The organism is Streptococcus oralis subsp. tigurinus (genome assembly GCF_002356415.1).
Classification (GTDB): Bacteria; Bacillota; Bacilli; order Lactobacillales; family Streptococcaceae; genus Streptococcus; species Streptococcus oralis_F.
The window spans coordinates 42678-61838 of sequence record NZ_AP018338.1; the positions used below are offsets into that span (position 1 = coordinate 42678).

General features: G+C 39.5%; 18 protein-coding genes and 1 riboswitch. Of the genes, 14 read left to right on the forward strand and 4 right to left on the reverse strand.

What is annotated here, in order from left to right; all coding sequences use genetic code 11:
- From STO1_RS00225 to STO1_RS00285, 13 genes are all read left to right on the forward strand, one after another.
- Positions 1-1113 (forward strand): acyl-CoA dehydrogenase family protein, encoded by a 1113-nt coding sequence (locus STO1_RS00225; RefSeq protein ID WP_096421433.1) that lies wholly within the window; start codon positions 1-3, stop codon positions 1111-1113.
- A 3-nt stretch (positions 1114-1116) separates the two neighbouring features.
- Positions 1117-2034, forward strand: a complete 918-nt coding sequence (locus STO1_RS00230) for an MBL fold metallo-hydrolase (protein ID WP_061588528.1) — start codon at positions 1117-1119, stop codon at positions 2032-2034.
- A gap of 106 nt (positions 2035-2140) precedes the next feature.
- Positions 2141-3079: a nitronate monooxygenase gene (locus tag STO1_RS00235; protein ID WP_045617924.1), complete on the forward strand. Its 939-nt coding sequence runs from the start codon at positions 2141-2143 to the stop codon at positions 3077-3079.
- 175 nt (positions 3080-3254) lie between these two features.
- Entirely contained in the window at positions 3255-5228 is a 1974-nt protein-coding gene (locus STO1_RS00240; RefSeq protein WP_096421435.1) for a DHH family phosphoesterase, read from the forward strand.
- Entirely contained in the window at positions 5225-5677 is a 453-nt protein-coding gene (gene rplI / locus STO1_RS00245; RefSeq protein ID WP_000864211.1) for a 50S ribosomal protein L9, read from the forward strand. Before STO1_RS00240 ends, rplI begins: the two co-directional genes overlap by 4 nt.
- A gap of 43 nt (positions 5678-5720) precedes the next feature.
- Entirely contained in the window at positions 5721-7073 is a 1353-nt protein-coding gene (gene dnaB, locus STO1_RS00250; RefSeq protein ID WP_096421437.1) for a replicative DNA helicase, read from the forward strand.
- A 1-nt stretch (position 7074) separates the two neighbouring features.
- Complete coding sequence (locus tag STO1_RS00255; RefSeq protein WP_045617919.1) at positions 7075-7350, forward strand: Veg family protein; 276 nt, start codon at positions 7075-7077, stop codon at positions 7348-7350.
- A 90-nt stretch (positions 7351-7440) separates the two neighbouring features.
- Positions 7441-8550, forward strand: coding sequence for an SH3 domain-containing protein (locus STO1_RS00260; protein ID WP_096421439.1), 1110 nt, complete (start codon positions 7441-7443; stop codon positions 8548-8550).
- 84 nt (positions 8551-8634) lie between these two features.
- Positions 8635-11268 (forward strand): DNA polymerase I, encoded by a 2634-nt coding sequence (gene polA, locus STO1_RS00265; protein ID WP_096421441.1) that lies wholly within the window; start codon positions 8635-8637, stop codon positions 11266-11268.
- 103 nt (positions 11269-11371) lie between these two features.
- Positions 11372-11474: riboswitch (TPP riboswitch) on the forward strand.
- Between the two features lie 73 nt (positions 11475-11547).
- Positions 11548-11838 (forward strand): thiamine-binding protein, encoded by a 291-nt coding sequence (locus STO1_RS00270; RefSeq protein WP_000647686.1) that lies wholly within the window; start codon positions 11548-11550, stop codon positions 11836-11838.
- Positions 11801-12559, forward strand: a complete 759-nt coding sequence (locus STO1_RS00275; RefSeq protein ID WP_172843632.1) for an ABC transporter permease — start codon at positions 11801-11803, stop codon at positions 12557-12559. The genes STO1_RS00270 and STO1_RS00275 overlap by 38 nt, the downstream gene beginning before the upstream one ends.
- A gap of 38 nt (positions 12560-12597) precedes the next feature.
- Positions 12598-13605: an ABC transporter substrate-binding protein gene (locus tag STO1_RS00280; RefSeq protein WP_096421445.1), complete on the forward strand. Its 1008-nt coding sequence runs from the start codon at positions 12598-12600 to the stop codon at positions 13603-13605.
- Positions 13605-14333, forward strand: a complete 729-nt coding sequence (locus tag STO1_RS00285) for an ABC transporter ATP-binding protein (RefSeq protein ID WP_096421447.1) — start codon at positions 13605-13607, stop codon at positions 14331-14333. Before STO1_RS00280 ends, STO1_RS00285 begins: the two co-directional genes overlap by 1 nt.
- Positions 14334-14489: 156 nt before the next feature.
- Here STO1_RS00285 and STO1_RS00290 read toward each other — a convergent pair whose 3' ends face one another.
- From STO1_RS00290 to STO1_RS00305, 4 genes are all read right to left on the reverse strand, one after another.
- The gene (locus tag STO1_RS00290) at positions 14490-15656 is read right to left on the reverse strand and encodes a tyrosine-type recombinase/integrase (RefSeq protein ID WP_096421449.1); all 1167 of its coding nucleotides are present in this window, start codon (positions 15654-15656) and stop codon (positions 14490-14492) included.
- 269 nt (positions 15657-15925) lie between these two features.
- Positions 15926-17521: an SIR2 family protein gene (locus STO1_RS00295; protein ID WP_096421451.1), complete on the reverse strand. Its 1596-nt coding sequence runs from the start codon at positions 17519-17521 to the stop codon at positions 15926-15928.
- Positions 17522-17810: 289 nt separating this feature from the next.
- Entirely contained in the window at positions 17811-18080 is a 270-nt protein-coding gene (locus STO1_RS00300; protein ID WP_096421453.1) for a DUF4177 domain-containing protein, read from the reverse strand.
- Between the two features lie 34 nt (positions 18081-18114).
- Positions 18115-18696, reverse strand: a complete 582-nt coding sequence (locus tag STO1_RS00305) for a helix-turn-helix domain-containing protein (protein ID WP_096421455.1) — start codon at positions 18694-18696, stop codon at positions 18115-18117.
- Between the two features lie 138 nt (positions 18697-18834).
- On the opposite strand from STO1_RS00305, the gene STO1_RS00310 reads away from it, so the two are divergent.
- On the forward strand, positions 18835-19020 hold the full coding sequence (locus STO1_RS00310) for a hypothetical protein (RefSeq protein WP_096421457.1): 186 nt from the start codon (positions 18835-18837) through the stop codon (positions 19018-19020).
- The last annotated feature ends 141 nt before the right edge of the window (positions 19021-19161 follow it).

The following is a 19161-nucleotide window of genomic DNA, read 5'->3' on the forward strand; positions in this document are numbered from 1 at the left end:
ATGACCTATAATGACGTGCTGGCGCGAGAATTGAAGGCAGACGTGAAAGTGTTGATTCGGGACTATTTCAAGTCTCGTGAGGATGAACAACAGTTCCCTAGAGAATTACTTTATCAGTTTATCGAGCAATTTGATATCTTTTCCTTGCTTTTAGATAGTCAAGATTCTGTTTTGAGAACTGAGTTTTTGACCTTTATTCGCTTGATTTCAAAAGATTTCCCTGCTTTTTCTGCTGTTCTACTAACTCAGGCATGTTATGGTATCTATCCTATTTTACGATATGGGAGTCAGGAACAACAATCGCGTTATGTAGAACCCTTAGTAAGGGGAGAAATCTTAGCTGGCTTGGGATTTTCTGAAGGAAAATTGATGGACAGCTTGGAGGTTATTGAAACAACTGCAAGGAAAACAGAAACAGGTTGGTCTTTAACTGGGAAGAAGTCAATTGTATCAAATTGTCGCTATACAGATATTTTGTTAATCTTAGCCAAGGTTCAGGAAGCTAACGGACAAGATGGATACGGATTTTTCATTGTTGATACGACTCGACCGGGAGTTGCTTTTGGAGATGATATTACAAAACCTGGTTTACAGGGCTTACCTGTGAATTCGGTAACTTTTGATCAGGTCAAATTGCCAGAAGATAGTTTGCTAGGATTGACCTTAAATGGGGAAAGTCAGTTAAATGATATTATCAAAAAATTACAGCTTGGATTAAGCGCAATCTCTATCGGTATCTCTGAGGGAGCTTTTGAAAAAGGTCTGGCTTTTGTAAAGGTCAAAAGAGGATTTGGGAAACGATTAATCGATGCGACAGTCTATCAACATCAATTTGCAGAATTGTATACTAAGCTGTGTGCGGCTGAATCTTACTTTGCCTCCTACAAGGATAGGATGAAGGAGGATTCACTCTTTATATCTCAAATAAAACTTTATACGACAAAAGTAGCAATTGAGATTTCTGAGGAAATTATTAGATTAATTGGACCTTTTCAAACCTTGGATGACATCCCCATAGACCGTTATCTAAAGGATGCCAAAACGATTGAAATCTATGGAAAATCTGGGGATTCGATTCGCAAAAGAATAGCAGCCCAATGGATAAAGGAGTAAAGCATGGCAGAACTCACCTTACAGGAATATCAATTTCATGATATGAAACTGATATGGCTACGTGGAGCCGATAAATTGACGGATGCAGGGACTCTTTTTGGTCCGGTTCCGAAAGTTGTGTGGTCTCGTTACTACCCAACAAATGATGCTAATATGATGGCGGAATTGACGGATCCTATTTTGATCCAGTACAAGGGTAAAAATTACTTGATAGATGCAAGTTTTGATACGGCAAAATTATCCGATAAACAAAGGCGCAATTTAGGAATCTTGTCTGAAAGTCGTGTAGAAGAAAGTTTAGCTCTTTTAGGGCTCTCGCCTGAAGATATTGACATCGTGCTGATGACACATATGCATCACGATCATTCTGGTGGCTTGACGCATGTGAATGATCAAGGGAAGCTGGTTTCCAAGTATTCAAACGCCAAGATTATTGTGAATGATGTCGAATGGTATGAGATGAGAAACCCTAATAATCGAACGCGGGGAACTTATCTGAGAGAAAATTGGGAACCGATTCAAGATCAGGTGACGACTTTCTCGGAGTATATCAATGTCATTCCAGAAATCCAAATGATTCACACAAGTGGTCACAGCAATGGCCACAGTATTATCTTGCTCAAACAGGGGAAAGATACGATGATCCATATGGGGGACTTGATGTTATCACATGTTCATCGAAATCCTCTCTGGGTTCCAGCAGTTGATGATTATCCTATGAAGTCAATTTTAGCCAAAGAGAAGTGGTTGCGTCAGGCTTTTGAGAATCATTACAAGTTTTTCTTTTACCATGATCAATTTTTCGCGGTAGTAGAGTTTGACAAGGAAGGGAAGGAATTTGTAGATTATGTTCTACGTTCTCGCCCCCCACTGATTCCTTTTACAGATCAGCAGGATCGTAAGCCAGACTTCTTAGGATAGCAGAATATGAGGAGACAAATGTAACATTTTCTTGTTGACGGGGATAATGGTGCATCATGCATCCATTTGCCAACAAGAATCAACAGAAAATAAAAGGAGGACTCATATGTCAATTACAAAACTTTTACAGATTCAATATCCAATTTTCCAAGGGGCTATGGCTCAAATCTCGCACTATCAACTAGCAGCAGCTGTTTCTGAGGCTGGAGGTCTGGGAATTATCGCTTCGGGTGGTATGACCGGAGAACAGTTGCGAGAAGAAATTCGTGAACTGAGAAAGTTGACAGATAAGCCTTTTGGTGTCAACATCATGTTGATGATGAAAAATATCAAGGATATTGTGACCGTTATCATCGAAGAAAAGGTTCCAGTGGTAACTACAGGTGCAGGAACTCCTAAGCATATCATGCCTTACTTGAAAGAAGCAGGAATCAAGGTTATTCCAGTTATTGCCAGTGTCAAGCATGCTCAAAAAATGCAAGAATTGGGAGTTGATGCTGTAATCGCTGAGGGTTCAGAAGCTGGTGGCCATATTGGAGAGACCAATACAATGGCTCTTATCCCACAAATCGTTGATGCGGTAACAATTCCAGTCATTGCTGCAGGAGGTGTGGCAGATGGTCGTGGACTTGCTGCGGCGATTGCCCTAGGTGCACAAGGGGTTCAAATGGGAACAGTTTTTCTTGCTTCAGAAGAATGCCCAATTTCTCCAGCCTATAAAGAAGCTATTTTGGCGGCAAGTGATACAGCAACTGCGGTTACAGGCCGCATTGCGGGAGCGCCAGTTCGTTGTATTCGCAATGAGATGACGGATCACTACATTGAATTAGAGCAGAAAGGTACAAACCGAGAGGAACTGGAAGAAATTACGATCGGTTCTCTATCTAAGGCTGTCTATGAAGGTGATACAGTTCATGGTTCAATGATGAGCGGACAAATTGCGGGTTTGGTGAAAGACATCAAACCATGTAAGGCTATTTTAGAATCAATTGTGAAACAGGCGCAAGAGTGCCTACAAGACATTCGACTAGAATTAGGTGAATAATTTAGTCTAGGTAGAAGATTCTGTAATACTGAGGAGAAAGGAGAGCGAGGTATTTGCTCTCCTTTTTTATATAGGGTTTCTTTAAGAGAATCTTGCTATAATAAAAGCAGTACTTTCTCTTTAAAGGTCGCTTTTTAAGGGCATTTGTGATATAATAATGCGCAAGAGGTTTAGAATGAAAAAAAATAATTTAACTCCGAATTCTGCGATTCTACTAGGGATTGCAACTTTCGGAACCTTAACAATGCTGATTATTTTTTCACAAAATAATGTTGTAACAATCAGTGTCTTGTTTTTATTTGTACTTCTTTATCTGCTTTTATTTGTCTGGCAAAAAAAACAGTATGAAAAGAGCGAAATTGAACAAATCCAATACGTAAATCATCAAGCTGAAAATAGCTTGAGTACTTTGCTTGATCAAATGCCGGTGGGAGTCCTGAAATTAGACTTATCTAGTGGCGAAGTGGAATGGTTTAATCCCTATGCTGAGCTGATTTTGACGAATGAAGAAGGGGAAATTGATGTTGAATTAATTCAAACCATCATCAAGGCTTCTGTTGGGAATCCTGGTTCGTATGCTACCTTGGGCGAAACACGGTATGCTGTTCATATGGACAAGGCTTCGGGTGTTTTGTATTTCTTTGACGTTTCAGGGGAATACGAAGCAACTGTTGAATTGGTAACGAGTCGACCAGTGATTGGGGTCATCTCGGTAGATAATTACGATGATTTGGAGGATGCGACGTCTGACTCTGATATCAGCCATATCAATAGCTTTGTAGCTAATTTTGTTTCAGAATTTGCTAGTAAGTATGCTATGTTTTCTCGCCGTGTGGGGATGGATCGTTTTTATTTATTCACAGATTACACAGTACTCGAGGAATTGATGAATGATAAATTCTCTGTTATTGATAGTTTCCGAGAAGAATCAAAACAGAGGCAACTGGCCCTAACCTTAAGTATGGGATTTTCTTATGGTGATGGAAATCATGAAGAGATAGGGAAAATTGCCTTGCTCAACTTGAACTTAGCAGAAGTTCGCGGTGGTGACCAGGTGGTGGTCAAGGAAAATAACGAAACCAAGAATCCTGTCTACTTTGGTGGAGGAACTGCTGCATCTATCAAACGTACTCGTACACGTACCAGAGCCATGATGACAGCAATTTCTGATAAGATTCGAAGTGTTGACCAGGTTTTTGTAGTCGGTCATAAAAATCTAGATATGGATGCTTTGGGCTCTGCTGTTGGTATGCAGTTGTTTGCAAGTAATATTATTGAGAACAGTTATGCTGTCTACGATGCAGACCATATGCCAGCAGATATCGAGCGTGCTATTCAGTTCTTGAAGAAGGAAGATATCACGAAACTCTTATCTCTTACAGATGCGATGAAGCTAGTTACAAACCGTTCATTATTGATTCTGGTGGATCATTCCAAGACGGCTCTGACCTTGTCAAAAGATTTTTATGATTTGTTCACTCAAACTATTGTTATTGACCATCATAGACGTGATCAGGATTTCCCTGATAATGCAGTCATCACCTATATTGAAAGTGGGGCAAGTAGTGCCAGTGAGCTGGTCACAGAATTGATTCAGTTCCAAAATTCTAAGAAGAATCGTTTGAGTCGTATGCAGGCCAGTGTTTTGATGGCTGGTATGATGCTGGATACCAAGAATTTCACATCTCGCGTGACGAGCCGAACCTTTGATGTGGCTAGCTATCTGAGAACACGGGGAAGTGACAGTATTGCTATCCAGGAGATTGCTGCGACAGATTTTGAAGAATACCGCGAAGTGAATGAACTCATTTTACAAGGTCGTAAGTTGGGTTCAGATGTCTTAATTGCCCAAGCTAAGGATTCGACCACTTATGACACAGTTGTCATCAGTAAGGCTGCCGATGCTATGTTGGCCATGTCCGGTATTGAAGCCAGCTTCGTTCTAGCGAAAAATACACAAGGATTTATCTCAATCTCAGCTCGAAGTCGCAGTAAAATCAATGTTCAACGCATTATGGAAGAGTTGGGCGGCGGTGGCCACTTTAATCTAGCTGCTGCGCAAATCGAGAATATGAGTCTGTCAGAAGCAGGAGAAAAATTGACTCAACTTGTCTTGGATGAACTAAAGGAAAAGGAGAAAGAAGAATGAAAGTAATCTTTTTAGCAGATGTCAAAGGAAAAGGGAAAAAAGGCGAAATCAAGGAAGTGCCAACTGGTTACGCTCAAAATTTCCTGATTAAAAAGAATTTGGCCAAGGAAGCAACTGCTCAAGCAGTAGGCGAGTTGCGTGGAAAACAAAAATCTGAAGAAAAAGCCCATGCAGAGATGATTGCTGAAGCAAAAGCCATCAAGGCCAAGCTAGAAGCAGAAGAAACTGTTGTAGAGTTTGTTGAAAAGGTTGGGCCAGATGGTCGTACATTTGGTTCCATCACCAACAAGAAGATTGCAGAAGAATTGCAAAAGCAATTTGGTATCAAGATTGACAAGCGCAATATTCAAGTGCAAGCACCAATTCGAGCAGTAGGTTTGATTGATGTACCAGTGAAGATCTATCAAGATGTTACAAGTGTCATCAATCTTCGTGTAAAAGAAGGTTAAGTTTACAACTTCTTGACAAGATTGTAAAAGGAAGGAAAGTCGGATGGCAGAAGTAGAGGAACTGCGAGTTCAACCTCAGGATATTTTGGCAGAACAATCTGTTTTGGGGGCTATTTTCATAGATGAGAGTAAGCTCGTTTTTGTCCGAGAATACATTGATTCCCGTGACTTCTTTAAGTATGCCCATCGGTTGATTTTCCAAGCGATGATAGACTTGTCGGATCGTGGGGAAGCGATTGATGCGACGACGGTTCGGACGATTTTGGATAGTCAAGGTGATCTCCAAAATATTGGTGGCCTGTCCTATCTTGTCGAAATTGTCAACTCTGTACCAACTTCAGCTAATGCAGAATATTATGCTAAAATCGTAGCCGAAAAGGCTATGCTACGTCGCTTGATTTCCAAGTTGACAGAGTCTGTCAACCAAGCCTATGAGGCTTCTAAGCCTGCAGATGAAATCATCGCTCAGGCTGAAAAGGGACTCATTGATGTTAGCGAAAACGCCAATCGTAGTGGGTTCAAGAATATTCGCGATATTTTAAATATCAACTTTGGGAACTTAGAAGTTCGGTCACAACAAACAACGGATATCACTGGTATTGCAACGGGCTATCGAGATTTGGACCATATGACGACAGGTCTCCACGAGGAGGAGCTAATTATCCTAGCGGCGCGACCAGCGGTTGGTAAGACGGCCTTTGCCTTGAATATTGCTCAGAACATTGGGACTAAGTTGGACAAGACGGTAGCTATCTTTTCACTGGAAATGGGTGCGGAAAGTCTAGTAGACCGTATGTTGGCGGCCGAAGGCTTGGTGGAGTCTCATTCTATCCGTACAGGTCAATTGACTGATGAGGAGTGGCAAAAGTATACCATTGCTCAAGGGAACCTAGCCAACGCGAGTATCTATATCGATGATACGCCAGGGATTCGAATCACGGAAATTCGTTCGCGCTCACGTAAACTGGCTCAAGAAACAGGCAATCTAGGCTTGATTTTGATCGACTACCTACAGCTTATCACAGGGACTGGTCGTGAGAACCGCCAACAAGAAGTCTCTGAAATTTCTCGTCAGTTGAAAATCCTAGCTAAGGAGCTAAAGGTTCCAGTCATTGCTCTCAGTCAGTTATCTCGTGGTGTGGAACAGCGTCAGGATAAGAGACCAGTCTTGTCTGATATTCGTGAATCGGGTTCCATTGAGCAGGATGCGGATATCGTAGCCTTTCTATATCGTGACGACTATTATGATCGTGCGGGTGAAGAAGAGGAAGGAATTCCAAATAACAAGGTAGAGGTTATCATCGAGAAAAACCGTAGTGGGGCTCGTGGAACGGTGGAATTGATTTTCCAAAAAGAATACAATAAATTTTCAAGTATCTCAAAGAGGGAGGCATAAGATGTCAGATGCATTTACAGATGTAGCCAAGATGAAAAAAATCAAAGAAGAGATCAAGGCGCATGAGGGACAAGTCGTTGAAATGACTTTGGAAAATGGCCGTAAGCGCCAAAAAAACAGACTGGGTAAGTTAATTGAGGTTTATCCATCTTTATTTATCGTTGAATTTGGGGATGTTGAAGGAGACAAACAAGCCAATGTTTATGTTGAATCCTTCACCTACTCAGATATCTTAACAGAGAAGAATTTGATTCATTATCTAGACCAAGAATCCTAAAATGAAGTGAGCTTTGCTCACTTTTTTCTTTTTCTTTCGAATAGTATAAACGAGGGTAACCTCGGAAATTTATATTATTAAGGAGAATGAATGACGTTTTTTAAATCAGGAGTTAAGAAGAGTAGATGTACTCAGTTGAGTGTAGGGCTGGCTACTTTGTTCGTTACGAGTACCTTTTTGTTTGGTGGGGAATCGGTTCAAGCCGACAGTGTAGCGCGTGGAGATGATTATCCGCTTCACTACAAAAATGGTAGTGTAGAAATCGACCAGTGGCGGATGTATTCTCGCCAGTGTACCTCTTTTGCGGCCTTTCGTTTGAGTAGTGTAAATGGCTTTGAGATTCCTCCTGCTTACGGAAATGCGAATGAATGGGGACATCGTGCAAGGCGAGAAGGCTACCGTGTGGATACTAAGCCAGAAGTTGGAGCTATTGCTTGGTCGACAGAAGGTTATTATGGGCACGTGGCCTGGGTATCAAATGTATCAGGGGATACGATTGAAATCGAAGAGTATAACTATGGGGTTCGAGAAAAGTATAACCGTCGAAAAGTCAAGGCTAGTTCGATGACAGGTTTTATTCATTTCAGGGATTTATCAGCTACCCATAGTGTGAGTGAGGGTTCTCGTAACTCAGAGCTTCCGTCCAGCGGGACAATAGTATTCACGGGGAAATCGCCGATTATGGACCAACCGTCAAGTACAGGACAGGTTATTGATTACTATTATGCTGGTGAGAGTGTGAGTTATGATCAAGTTCTTGAAAAGGATGGTTATAAGTGGCTCGGCTATCTATCCTACAGTGGTGCTAGAAGATATGTGCAGTATGCAGAGTTAAGCAATACAGAGAAAGGCTGGAAAAAAGAAGGAGGGAGTTGGTATTACCGAGAGAATGGTAAGCTAGTGATAGGCTGGAAAAAAGTTAACGACAATTGGTATCATTTAAAAGAAAATGGGGCCATGTCAACTGGCTGGATTAAGGATGGCTCTCACTGGTATTATCTAAAGGCTTCAGGTGAGATGCAGACGGGATGGCTCAAGGAAAATGGAACATGGTATTATTTGGAGAGTTCAGGGGCTATGAAGTCTAGCCAGTGGTTCCAAGTAGGAGGAAAGTATTACTACGTTAATGCTTCAGGGGCTTTAGCAGTGAATACCACTGTGGATGGCTATCAAGTAGATAGTAACGGAGCTAGAATCTAGAAAGAATATAAAAAAGAGGACTTCATTACCATTTGCCTATTCTTTCCGATGGTATTTTTCCCCTCTTTCCTTTATAATGGGTGTATGGACAAGAAAAAATTATTATTAATTGATGGATCTTCTGTTGCTTTTCGAGCTTTTTTTGCGCTCTATCAGCAGTTGGATCGTTTTAAAAATGCTAATGGCCTTCATACCAATGCAATCTATGGCTTTCAACTCATGTTGAATCATGTCATAGAGCGGGTTGAGCCCAGCCATGTTTTGGTAGCTTTTGATGCTGGTAAGACGACTTTTAGAACAGAGATGTATGCAGACTACAAGGGTGGCCGTGCTAAAACTCCAGATGAGTTTCGTGAGCAATTTCCCTTCATTCGTGAGTTGTTAGACCATCTTGGGATTCGCCATTATGAGTTGGCCCAGTATGAAGCCGATGATATCATCGGGACTCTAGGCCGTTTGGCTGAGAAGGATTCTTTTGATGTGACTATCGTTAGCGGAGACAAGGACTTGATCCAGTTGACGGATGAGCATACGGTGGTCGAGATTTCCAAAAAAGGTGTGGCTGAGTTTGAGGCCTTTACGCCGGACTATCTCATGGAAAAGATGGGCCTCACGCCAGCTCAGTTCATTGATCTTAAGGCTCTTATGGGGGATAAGTCTGATAATATACCTGGTGTCACCAAGATTGGTGAAAAGACGGGCATTAAGCTCTTGTTAGAACATGGGTCTCTTGAAGGTATTTATGAAAATATCGATAGCATGAAGGCTTCTAAGATGAAGGAAAATCTCATCAATGACAAGGAACAAGCCTTCCTGTCTAAAACCTTGGCGACTATTGAGACTCAGGCACCGATTGAGATTGGCCTTGATGATTTGCTCTATAGTGGACCAGATGTGGAAAATCTCGGAAAATTCTACGATGAGATGGGCTTCAAACAGCTCAAGCAAGCCTTAAATATTTCATCAACGGATGCGCCTGAAAACTTGGATTTCACTATTGTTGACCACGTCAGTCAAGACATGCTGAGTGCAGACTCTATCTTCCACTTTGAGCTTTTTGGTGAGAACTACCATACAGATGACTTGGTTGGTTTTGCATGGTCTTGTGGAGACAAGCTCTATGCTACAGATAAACTTGAGCTCTTGCAGGAACCGATTTTCAAGGAATTTTTAGAAAAAACGCCTCTGAAAGTGTATGATTTTAAGAAAGCCAAAGTCCTCTTAAATCGTTTTGGTTTGAATTTACAGGCCCCTGCTTTTGATAGTCGCTTGGCCAAATACCTTCTCTCTACTGTCGAGAATAATGAAATTTCAACAATCGCGAGTCTCTATGGTCAAACTTACATGGTCGATGATGAGACCTTCTACGGCAAGGGGGTCAAGAAGGCCATCCCTGAGAGAGAGAAATTCTTGGAGCATTTGGCTCGCAAGGTTACTGTATTGGTTGAGACCGAACCTGTTTTACTTGAAAAAATCAGTGAACATGGACAGTTAGACCTTCTCTATGACATGGAGCAGCCTCTGGCCTTTGTCCTTGCCAAGATGGAAATTGCTGGTATCAAGGTCAAAAAAGATACTTTGATCGAGATGCAGGCTGAAAATGAACTTGTCATTGAAAAACTGACTCAAGAGATTTATGAGCTGGCTGGTGAGGAGTTTAATATCAACTCGCCTAAACAGCTTGGTGAACTACTTTTTGAAAAGTTAGGTCTCCCCCTCGAATACACTAAGAAAACCAAGACAGGTTACTCAACAGCGGTGGATGTGCTAGAGCGCCTAGCCCCTATTGTGCCAATTGTTAAGAAAATTCTAGACTACCGTCAGATTGCTAAGATTCAATCGACTTATGTGGTTGGCTTGCAGGATTGGATTTTAGATGATGGCAAGATTCACACGCGCTATGTACAGGATTTGACCCAGACAGGTCGTCTGTCTAGTGTGGATCCAAACTTGCAAAATATTCCTGTTCGTTTGGAACAAGGTCGCTTGATTCGTAAGGCTTTTGTGCCAGAGTGGGAGGATAGTGTACTACTCAGCTCGGACTATTCACAGATTGAGTTGCGCGTTTTGGCGCATATCTCTAAGGATGAGCACTTGATTAAGGCTTTCCAAGAGGGAGCCGATATCCATACCTCAACAGCTATGCGTGTTTTTGGAATTGAACGCCCTGAGGATGTGACTCCAAATGACCGTCGCAATGCCAAGGCTGTTAACTTTGGAGTGGTTTACGGGATTTCAGATTTTGGTTTGGCAAACAATCTTGGTATTAGTCGTAAGAAGGCCAAAGCCTACATTGATACCTATTTTGAACGTTTTCCTGGAATCAAAAACTATATGGAAGAAGTGGTACGTGAGGCGCGTGATAAGGGCTATGTAGAGACCCTTTTCAAGCGTCGTCGAGAGCTACCAGATATCAATTCGCGCAACTTTAACATTCGTGGTTTTGCAGAGCGGACAGCTATCAACTCTCCTATCCAAGGTTCGGCGGCGGATATTCTCAAAATTGCTATGATTCAGCTAGACAAAGCTCTAGTTGAAGGTGGCTATCAGACCAAGATGCTCTTGCAAGTGCATGATGAAATCGTCCTTGAGGTTCCAAAATCAGAACTAGAAGCCGTCAAAACTCTAGTGAAACAAACCATGGAAGAAGCCATCCAGCTCAGTGTCCCACTCATTGCTGATGAGAATGAAGGAGCAACCTGGTACGAGGCTAAATAAGAAAGTTATGAAAGAGTTTGAAGCATTTGCCTTCAAACTCTTTTTCATGGTTTTCTGTAAGCAGTTTCCTTGACATCTTACTTGTTTTGCGTTATCATATGTCCATATAATATACGGGAGTCTGTGTACAGTCTGAGAGGAAGTGTTAAACTTCGACCGCACCTGATCTGGGTAATGCCAGCGTAGGGAAGGATACTTAGTCGAATTCTGCACCTTTTCCGTATATATGGGAAAGGTTTTTCTTTTTGTCAAAAGGAAACCTGAGAAAAGGAGGTTTTTATGAAAGCAAGCATTGCCTTGCAAGTTTTGCCCTTATCACAGGGGATTGATCGAATTGGTATTATCGATCAAGTGATTGCTTATCTGCAAGCTCAGTCCGTGACCATGGTGGTGACACCATTTGAAACGGTCTTGGAAGGGGAGTTTGATGAGCTTATGCGCATTCTCAAAGAAGCGCTTGAAGTGGCCGGGCAGGAGGCAGATAATGTCTTTGCCAATGTCAAAATAAATGTGGGAGAGATTTTAAGCATTGATGAGAAACTTGAAAAGTATGATGAGACGACAGATTAGTCTTTTGGGATTTCTCGGAGTCTTGTCGGTCTGGCAGTTAGCGGGAATATTCAAACTTTTACCCAAGTTTATCCTGCCAACTCCTTTTGAAATTCTCCAGGCCTTTGTTCGCGACAGAGAATTTCTCTGGCACCATAGCTGGGCGACCTTGAGAGTGGCTTTACTAGGTCTAATTTTGGGAGTTTTGATTGCCTGTCTCATGGCTGTGCTCATGGATAGTCTGACTTGGCTTAATGATCTGATTTACCCTATGATGGTGGTTATCCAGACCATTCCGACCATTGCGATAGCTCCTATCTTGGTCTTGTGGCTAGGTTATGGGATTTTGCCCAAGATTGTCTTGATTATTCTGACGACAACCTTCCCTATCATTGTCAGTATCTTGGACGGTTTTAGACATTGTGACAAGGATATGCTGACCTTGTTTAGTCTGATGCGTGCAAACCCTTGGCAAATCCTGTGGCATTTTAAAATTCCGGTTAGCCTGCCTTACTTTTATGCAGGTCTGAGAGTCAGTGTCTCCTACGCCTTTATCACAACCGTGGTATCTGAGTGGTTGGGAGGTTTTGAGGGTCTTGGTGTTTATATGATTCAGTCAAAAAAACTGTTTCAGTATGATACCATGTTTGCCATTATTATTCTGGTGTCGATTATCAGCCTTTTGGGTATGAAATTGGTCGATGTTAGTGAAAAATATGTGATTAAATGGAAACGTCCCTAAGATAAGGATGTTTTAGAAAAAGAAAAGAGGAAATGAAAATGAAGAAAACATGGAAAGTGTTTTTAACGCTTGTAACGGCTCTTGTAGCTGTCGTGCTGGTGGCTTGTGGCCAAGGGACTGCTTCTAAGGACAACAAAGAAGCAGAACTCAAGAAGATTGACTTTATCCTAGACTGGACGCCAAATACCAACCACACAGGGCTGTATGTTGCCAAGGAAAAAGGTTATTTCAAAGAAGCTGGAGTGGATGTTGATTTGAAATTGCCACCAGAAGAAAGCTCATCTGACTTGGTAATCAATGGCAAGGCACCATTTGCTATCTATTTCCAAGACTACATGGCTAAGAAATTGGAAAAAGGGGCAGAAATCACTGCCGTTGCTGCTATCGTAGAACATAATACATCAGGAATCATCTCTCGTAAATCTGACAATGTAAGCAGTCCAAAGGACTTGGTTGGTAAGAAATACGGTACTTGGAATGACCCAACGGAGCTAGCTATGTTGAAAACATTAGTAGAATCACAAGGTGGAGACTTTGAGAAGGTCGAAAAAGTACCAAACAACGACTCAAACTCCATCACACCGATTGCCAATGGTGTCTTTGACACTGCTTGGATTTACTACGGTTGGGATGGTATTCTTGCCAAATCTCAAGGCGTAGATGCTAACTTCATGTACTTGAAAGACTATGTCAAGGAGTTTGACTACTACTCACCCGTTATCATCGCAAACAACGACTATCTAAAAGACAACAAGGAAGAAGCTCGCAAAGTCATCCAAGCCATCAAAAAAGGCTACCAATACGCTATGGAACACCCAGAAGACGCTGCCGATATCCTCATTAAGAATGCCCCTGAACTCAAAGAAAAACGTGACTTTGTCATCGAATCTCAAAAATACTTGTCAAAAGAATATGCAAGCGACAAGGAAAAATGGGGACAATTTGATGCTGCTCGCTGGAATGCCTTCTACAAATGGGACAAAGAAAATGGTATCCTTAAAGAAGACTTGACAGACAAAGGCTTCACTAACGAATTTGTAAAATAATGACAGAAATTAGACTCGAACATGTAAGTTATGCCTATGGCGATGAAAAGATTTTAGAGGACATCAACCTGCAGGTGACTTCGGGTGAAGTGGTTTCTATCCTAGGTCCAAGTGGTGTTGGAAAGACCACCCTCTTTAACCTAATCGCTGGGATTTTAGAAGTCCAGTCTGGGCGAATTATCCTTGATGGCGAAGAAAATCCCAAGGGGCACGTGAGTTATATGCTGCAAAAGGATCTCCTCTTGGAGCACAAGACGGTTCTTGGCAATATCATCCTGCCCCTCTTGATTCAAAAGGTGGATAAGGCGGAGGCCATCGCCCGAGCGGATGAAATCCTTGCGACCTTTCAGCTGACAGCTGTACGGGACAAGTATCCTCATGAACTTAGCGGTGGGATGCGTCAGCGTGTGGCCTTGCTTCGGACCTACCTTTTCGGGCACAAGCTCTTTCTCTTGGATGAGGCCTTTAGCGCCTTGGATGAGATGACCAAGATGGAACTCCACGCTTGGTACCTTAAGATTCATAAGCAGCTGCAGCTGACGACCCTCATCATCACGCATAGTATCGAAGAGGCCCTCAATCTCAGCGACCGCATCTATATCTTGAAAAATCGTCCCGGGCAAATTGTTTCAGAAATTAAACTAGATTGGTCTGAAAACGAGGACAAGGAAGTCCAAAAAATTGCCTACAAACGTCAAATCTTGGCGGAATTGGGATTAAATATTTAGAAAAATAGGGAGTTGGTGAAGATTATTCTTTACTTGCTCCCTTTTCCTTTTAAAAAATCAAAAATTTCGGTATAATAGTCAATTATACCGAAATCATTCTATAATCGTTGATACATAAGGGTTTTATGTATCGCTTTTTTTATTTTGTGGACTTTTTTAAGAACTTTTTATTTTTTCGAGGGCAGTTTCAAAGAATGAGACTGCTCTTTTTTGGTTCTCTTTTGATAAATGGCTGTAAGTATCCATAGTTACAGATATTTTTGCATGGCCAAGCCGTGTCTGTATTTCCTTGTATGGCAGGCCAGCATTAAGCAAGATACTAGCGTGAGTGTGTCGGAAAGCATGAAAGCCTAAATCAGTACAGTTAGCGTTTTTTAAGTGCTTATGTAGGCGATAATCAAGCTTTCGAGTATTGATATAGTTGTCAAAGCTATCAGAGAATACTTTCTCATAGGTTAAGCCAATGTTTCTACCGTTTTCTGCTTGTCTTGCTCGGTAGAGACGAAGCATGAGCACTGTTTTATGATCGATATCTAGAACTCTATAGCTTGATTTTGTCTTAGGACTGTTTACCTGGTTTAAAATGTTGAGTGTTTTATTAATATCGATCGTTCCGTTCTGCAGGTCAATATCAGACCATTCCAGGGCCAGACATTCACGGATACGCAGTCCAGTAGCTAGGAGCGTTTTATAAAGCACAGTATCATAAAAATTGATAAAGGTATTTTCTAGGTTATCGAGATAGAAGAGAAAGCTTTTAAGTTCCTGATCTTGAAAGTATTTAATTTCTTGTTTATCTCTGGTTATCTTTCTAGGAATGACAATATCACGAGTAGGGTTATTGTCTAATGCTTGGATAGAAACCCCATACTGTAGAATACGTTTATTTAAGGCGTGAAGATGATTGTATTCTTTATACCCCGTTCCGTCCTGATTATACTCATCCGCCCACTTATTTACTTGAGTTTGGATAATAACAGGAGTAAGTTTATCTAGTTTGTAAGTACCAAATGAGGGCAAGAGGTAGTTATTTAAGCAACCTTTTATCTTAATCTGCGTATTAGTCTTTACGGTATGCTGGTAGGTTTGCCAAAACAAGTCCACAAGTTCGCTATAGGTTGTTATATGCGAGCGTTGTTTCCGTGTAGAGCCGTTTTTCTCAAATTCTACCTTAGCCTGGGTGGCTTTGTTTTTGAGTTCTTTTTTTGTTCGTGCTGATATGGTAGTCTTGACCTTTTTTCCAGTCACAGAATCAATGCCAAGATAGATACTAGAGCGGTAGACTGCTGATCCGTCTTTTTTCGTGTGTTGTGTGATTTTCATGGTTTTAACTCCTTTTCCATCAGCAGGCAAGCAATTAGAAAAGGTTTTGAATTTATAGAGTGTAATAAATCACAAGTACGTTATTGTTTTTACAATATTTCTAATAATTTTTTATTGATAGTTTTTAGAAGTTGACTATCACTTCTAAAAATTATAAAATAGTGTTGAAGAATGTGTCTTTTTCTAATAGTCTATTAGAACCTGCCTTCTCGCCCACTCTGACGATAGTTTTCTGCTAATTCTTGCAGTCCTCTATCGTTTTTTTTTGTCTAAATTATATCCCCGTTTTTAAGTAAGTCATAAGCTAATAATAGTCTTCTTTGAGCAGATAAGTCACTCACTCTATTAAAGTAGCTTTCTCTTAAATTTGGAAGAATATTACTGTTTATGAAATCTAAAACACTGTCTACCGAAAATTTATTAATATTATAGGTAATCAATTCTAGCTTTGCTAATTTTGGAGAAGATAATCGTAAAATATCTTCTATTTTATCATATTCTTTTTGATAAGCTTTAGGAATAGAATCGATTAAATTATCTAATTTCCCCATAATGGAAATTCTTCTTTCTATTTTTTCTATTTCTTTAGGAGATAGGAAAGAATACTTATTTAAATCAACATTTTTTAGGTATTTTACTAAAGGAATTCTTGTCTGGGTATTTTCATTTGCAATAAAACGAAGTGCAACTTCGGGTAAAAAAGTAGCACCATCTTTAAAATAATCCTCCACATAATCAATAAAATCAGGGTTAACAAACATATTTTTTTTATCCCCTAATGCTACAATAATGCGACGTTTTTGAATATCTTCAGGTAAGGTATCAAGATTTTCAGCACTAACAAGAAAGTTATCTAATTCACCTTTTTCTCCAAAAGTCACAACAATTTTTTTAATCGCTGATTCAAACTTACTAACTTCGTAAGGAGTTAATCCCTGATTAATCTTGCCTATTTCCTGAAAAAGTCTCAAATAATTATTAGTTTTTAGTATAGAGTGAGAGATATTTATTGAAGGGTTATTGATTATTAGCTCATCAAAAACATCTATATCTTCGTGGTATTCAACTACAGTAATTCTGTTAGTATTTTTTCGTAGGTCGTCATTAGGTAACTGAGAAGCAAAATCAGTTAAAAGTTTCTGTACATTTCTATCAGAAAGCGAATAACCTATAAAAATAATTGGAGAATTGATAAGATTTGAAAGGATTTTAGCACTAATTAATATCGAGTTTTTATCATAACTGTTATAATCTTCCTCAGTTATAACAATACTTGAAGGATCGTTTACATCACCATGAATTTTAAATAATTCAGACCAGTTAAAAGTTTCATCAAAGAATCCTTTTTGGCCAACATAAATAGTTGGTTTTTGATTTATCGATTCTAGTAAATCTTCTGTTAAGGTGTCATAATTTGTGGTCACGATAACCTTTGCTTTCGATAGAAATATTTTATACTCCTCTAGTTCTTCTTTCATTTCTTCTTTGATTGTGTATTCAGAGAATCTTTTGGTAATCGAAAAATTGAAAGGAGAAATTTTATTCACGTAAGCTTCCTGAATTGTTAGGCCATCAAGTGTTATTTTGTTGCTATAAAATAAATCGTCGTACTGCTTTTTTATGTAACTTGCAGTTTTGATATTTATTAAAAATTGTCTTTTATCCTCCAGAGTACTTTTTATTTCATCGTCATTCTGCTCTAAATTTCTCATATATTGGTAAATATTTTGATTTTCATTAAGTTGTTCCCAATACTCTTCGAGAAGATTAGACCAAGTAGGGAAATTTTCTAAGTATCTTTTAGACATTCCTGATCCAATAAAAACGATAGGATAACTATTATTTTCAATAATATCTTTAATCATCAAATTATCCCCCTGATTTTTTTAAAAAATTAGTAAGTATGATTAAATTGTGGTTTACACAATATTTTAAAACTATGTTTCTATGTTTTTAATATGTACCTAAAAGTGTTATTACTTGTATATTTTTTTATATATCTTTATATTTCTTTTTCTTTTAGATAGAAAAGGTTTTGAGTTTATACCATGCGAGGAGCTACGAGAATGCCCCTATTTTCGATTTTAAGCAGTCAGACGGCAATTGTACCAGATAAGAAAATAAAGCGCTTATGGGGCTTATAAAAGATATTAATTAGATAATCTTCTCAAATACCATTGTAGCCTGGATACGGTCACCACCGCCTAGTCCTTTGCTTCCGCCATTGGCGGTTGTGATTGTATGCAGGCGATAACCTTTTGAAGCTTGTTTATTGATAACATCTTCTAATTCTGTAAGGTTTCCTGATCTAGTGCCGAAAAACTTTTCTTTCAATGTTACCTGAAGGACAACGTAGTGTAGTCCATTTACTCCAGATGCAGTAGAAAAACTACCTTCTTGTTTTACAGTATCAAAAAATCCCATGGGGGTTACTCCTTGTTATACATATTTTTATTTGTTATTTATCTGACAACGATTTTAATAGGTTTAACACAATCTGTTTATCTTCTTCAGATAGAAAGATGAAGTTTACCAATAATTGAACCTCTTGAGGGTTTAATGTTCCAAGAGTAAATAGAAAATCATTAAGTTTTTGCTCTGCTTCATTAATAATCTTATCATCTGATAAGTATTTTTCTATGTCATGCTTGCTTAACTCGTTAAAATTTGGAATGAGACTTTTTAAAATTTCTTCACGATACCTATTTAGAAAATCTTCCCCTTTTAAAGTTAATAGATTCTCAGTACCATCAGCCGTTTTTAATTCATAGTATGCTCTAAAAGCTTTAAAAAAAGCTTCATCTGAACCATCTTTTTGACTAAGTTCTTTTACGGTTTCAATAAAATTATCTTCATGGCCTAAAAGCTGACCAATGCTAACTTTAAAATGTTCTGCTAATTTTTGTAAGTATTCATATTTAATTTTTAATTCTGTTTCTTTTTCCCAACGGGATATAGTCATCTCTGATACTCCAAGAAGTTCAGCAAGTGTCTTCTGGGTATCCCCGTTCTTTTTTCGTAACTCTTGTAATCTGTTCATTGTATATTACCTCAAAATAATTATAACACAAAAAAACAATTTTTAACAAAAATGTTAGAAATTGTTGACAACTAACATTTTATTTAGTAAAATACAAGAGAACTAACAAAAATGTTAGAAAAGAAAGGAGAAATATCATTGCTTATTACCTCAACACAAGCAAAAGCAATCCGCCGAAAGCAAGCAGACAAAAAATTGACTGGTAAGCAAGCAGGCGAGGAAATCGGAGTTACACAAGTTACCTATCGAAAAATTCGAGACGGTGGCGAAGTAAAGCCGAGCATTTACCAAAAAGCCATGCAGTGGCTTGCTGAAGATTATTAGAAAGGAGTCAACTAATCACTATTTTAGTTTATATTTACAGATTTCTTGTATAGTGCTTTAGCACTGAAGATTGATTTATCAGACTAGCTAACTATTCGCTAGATTAAGATGCTTGCTACCTATGGCAGTATCAAGGATTTA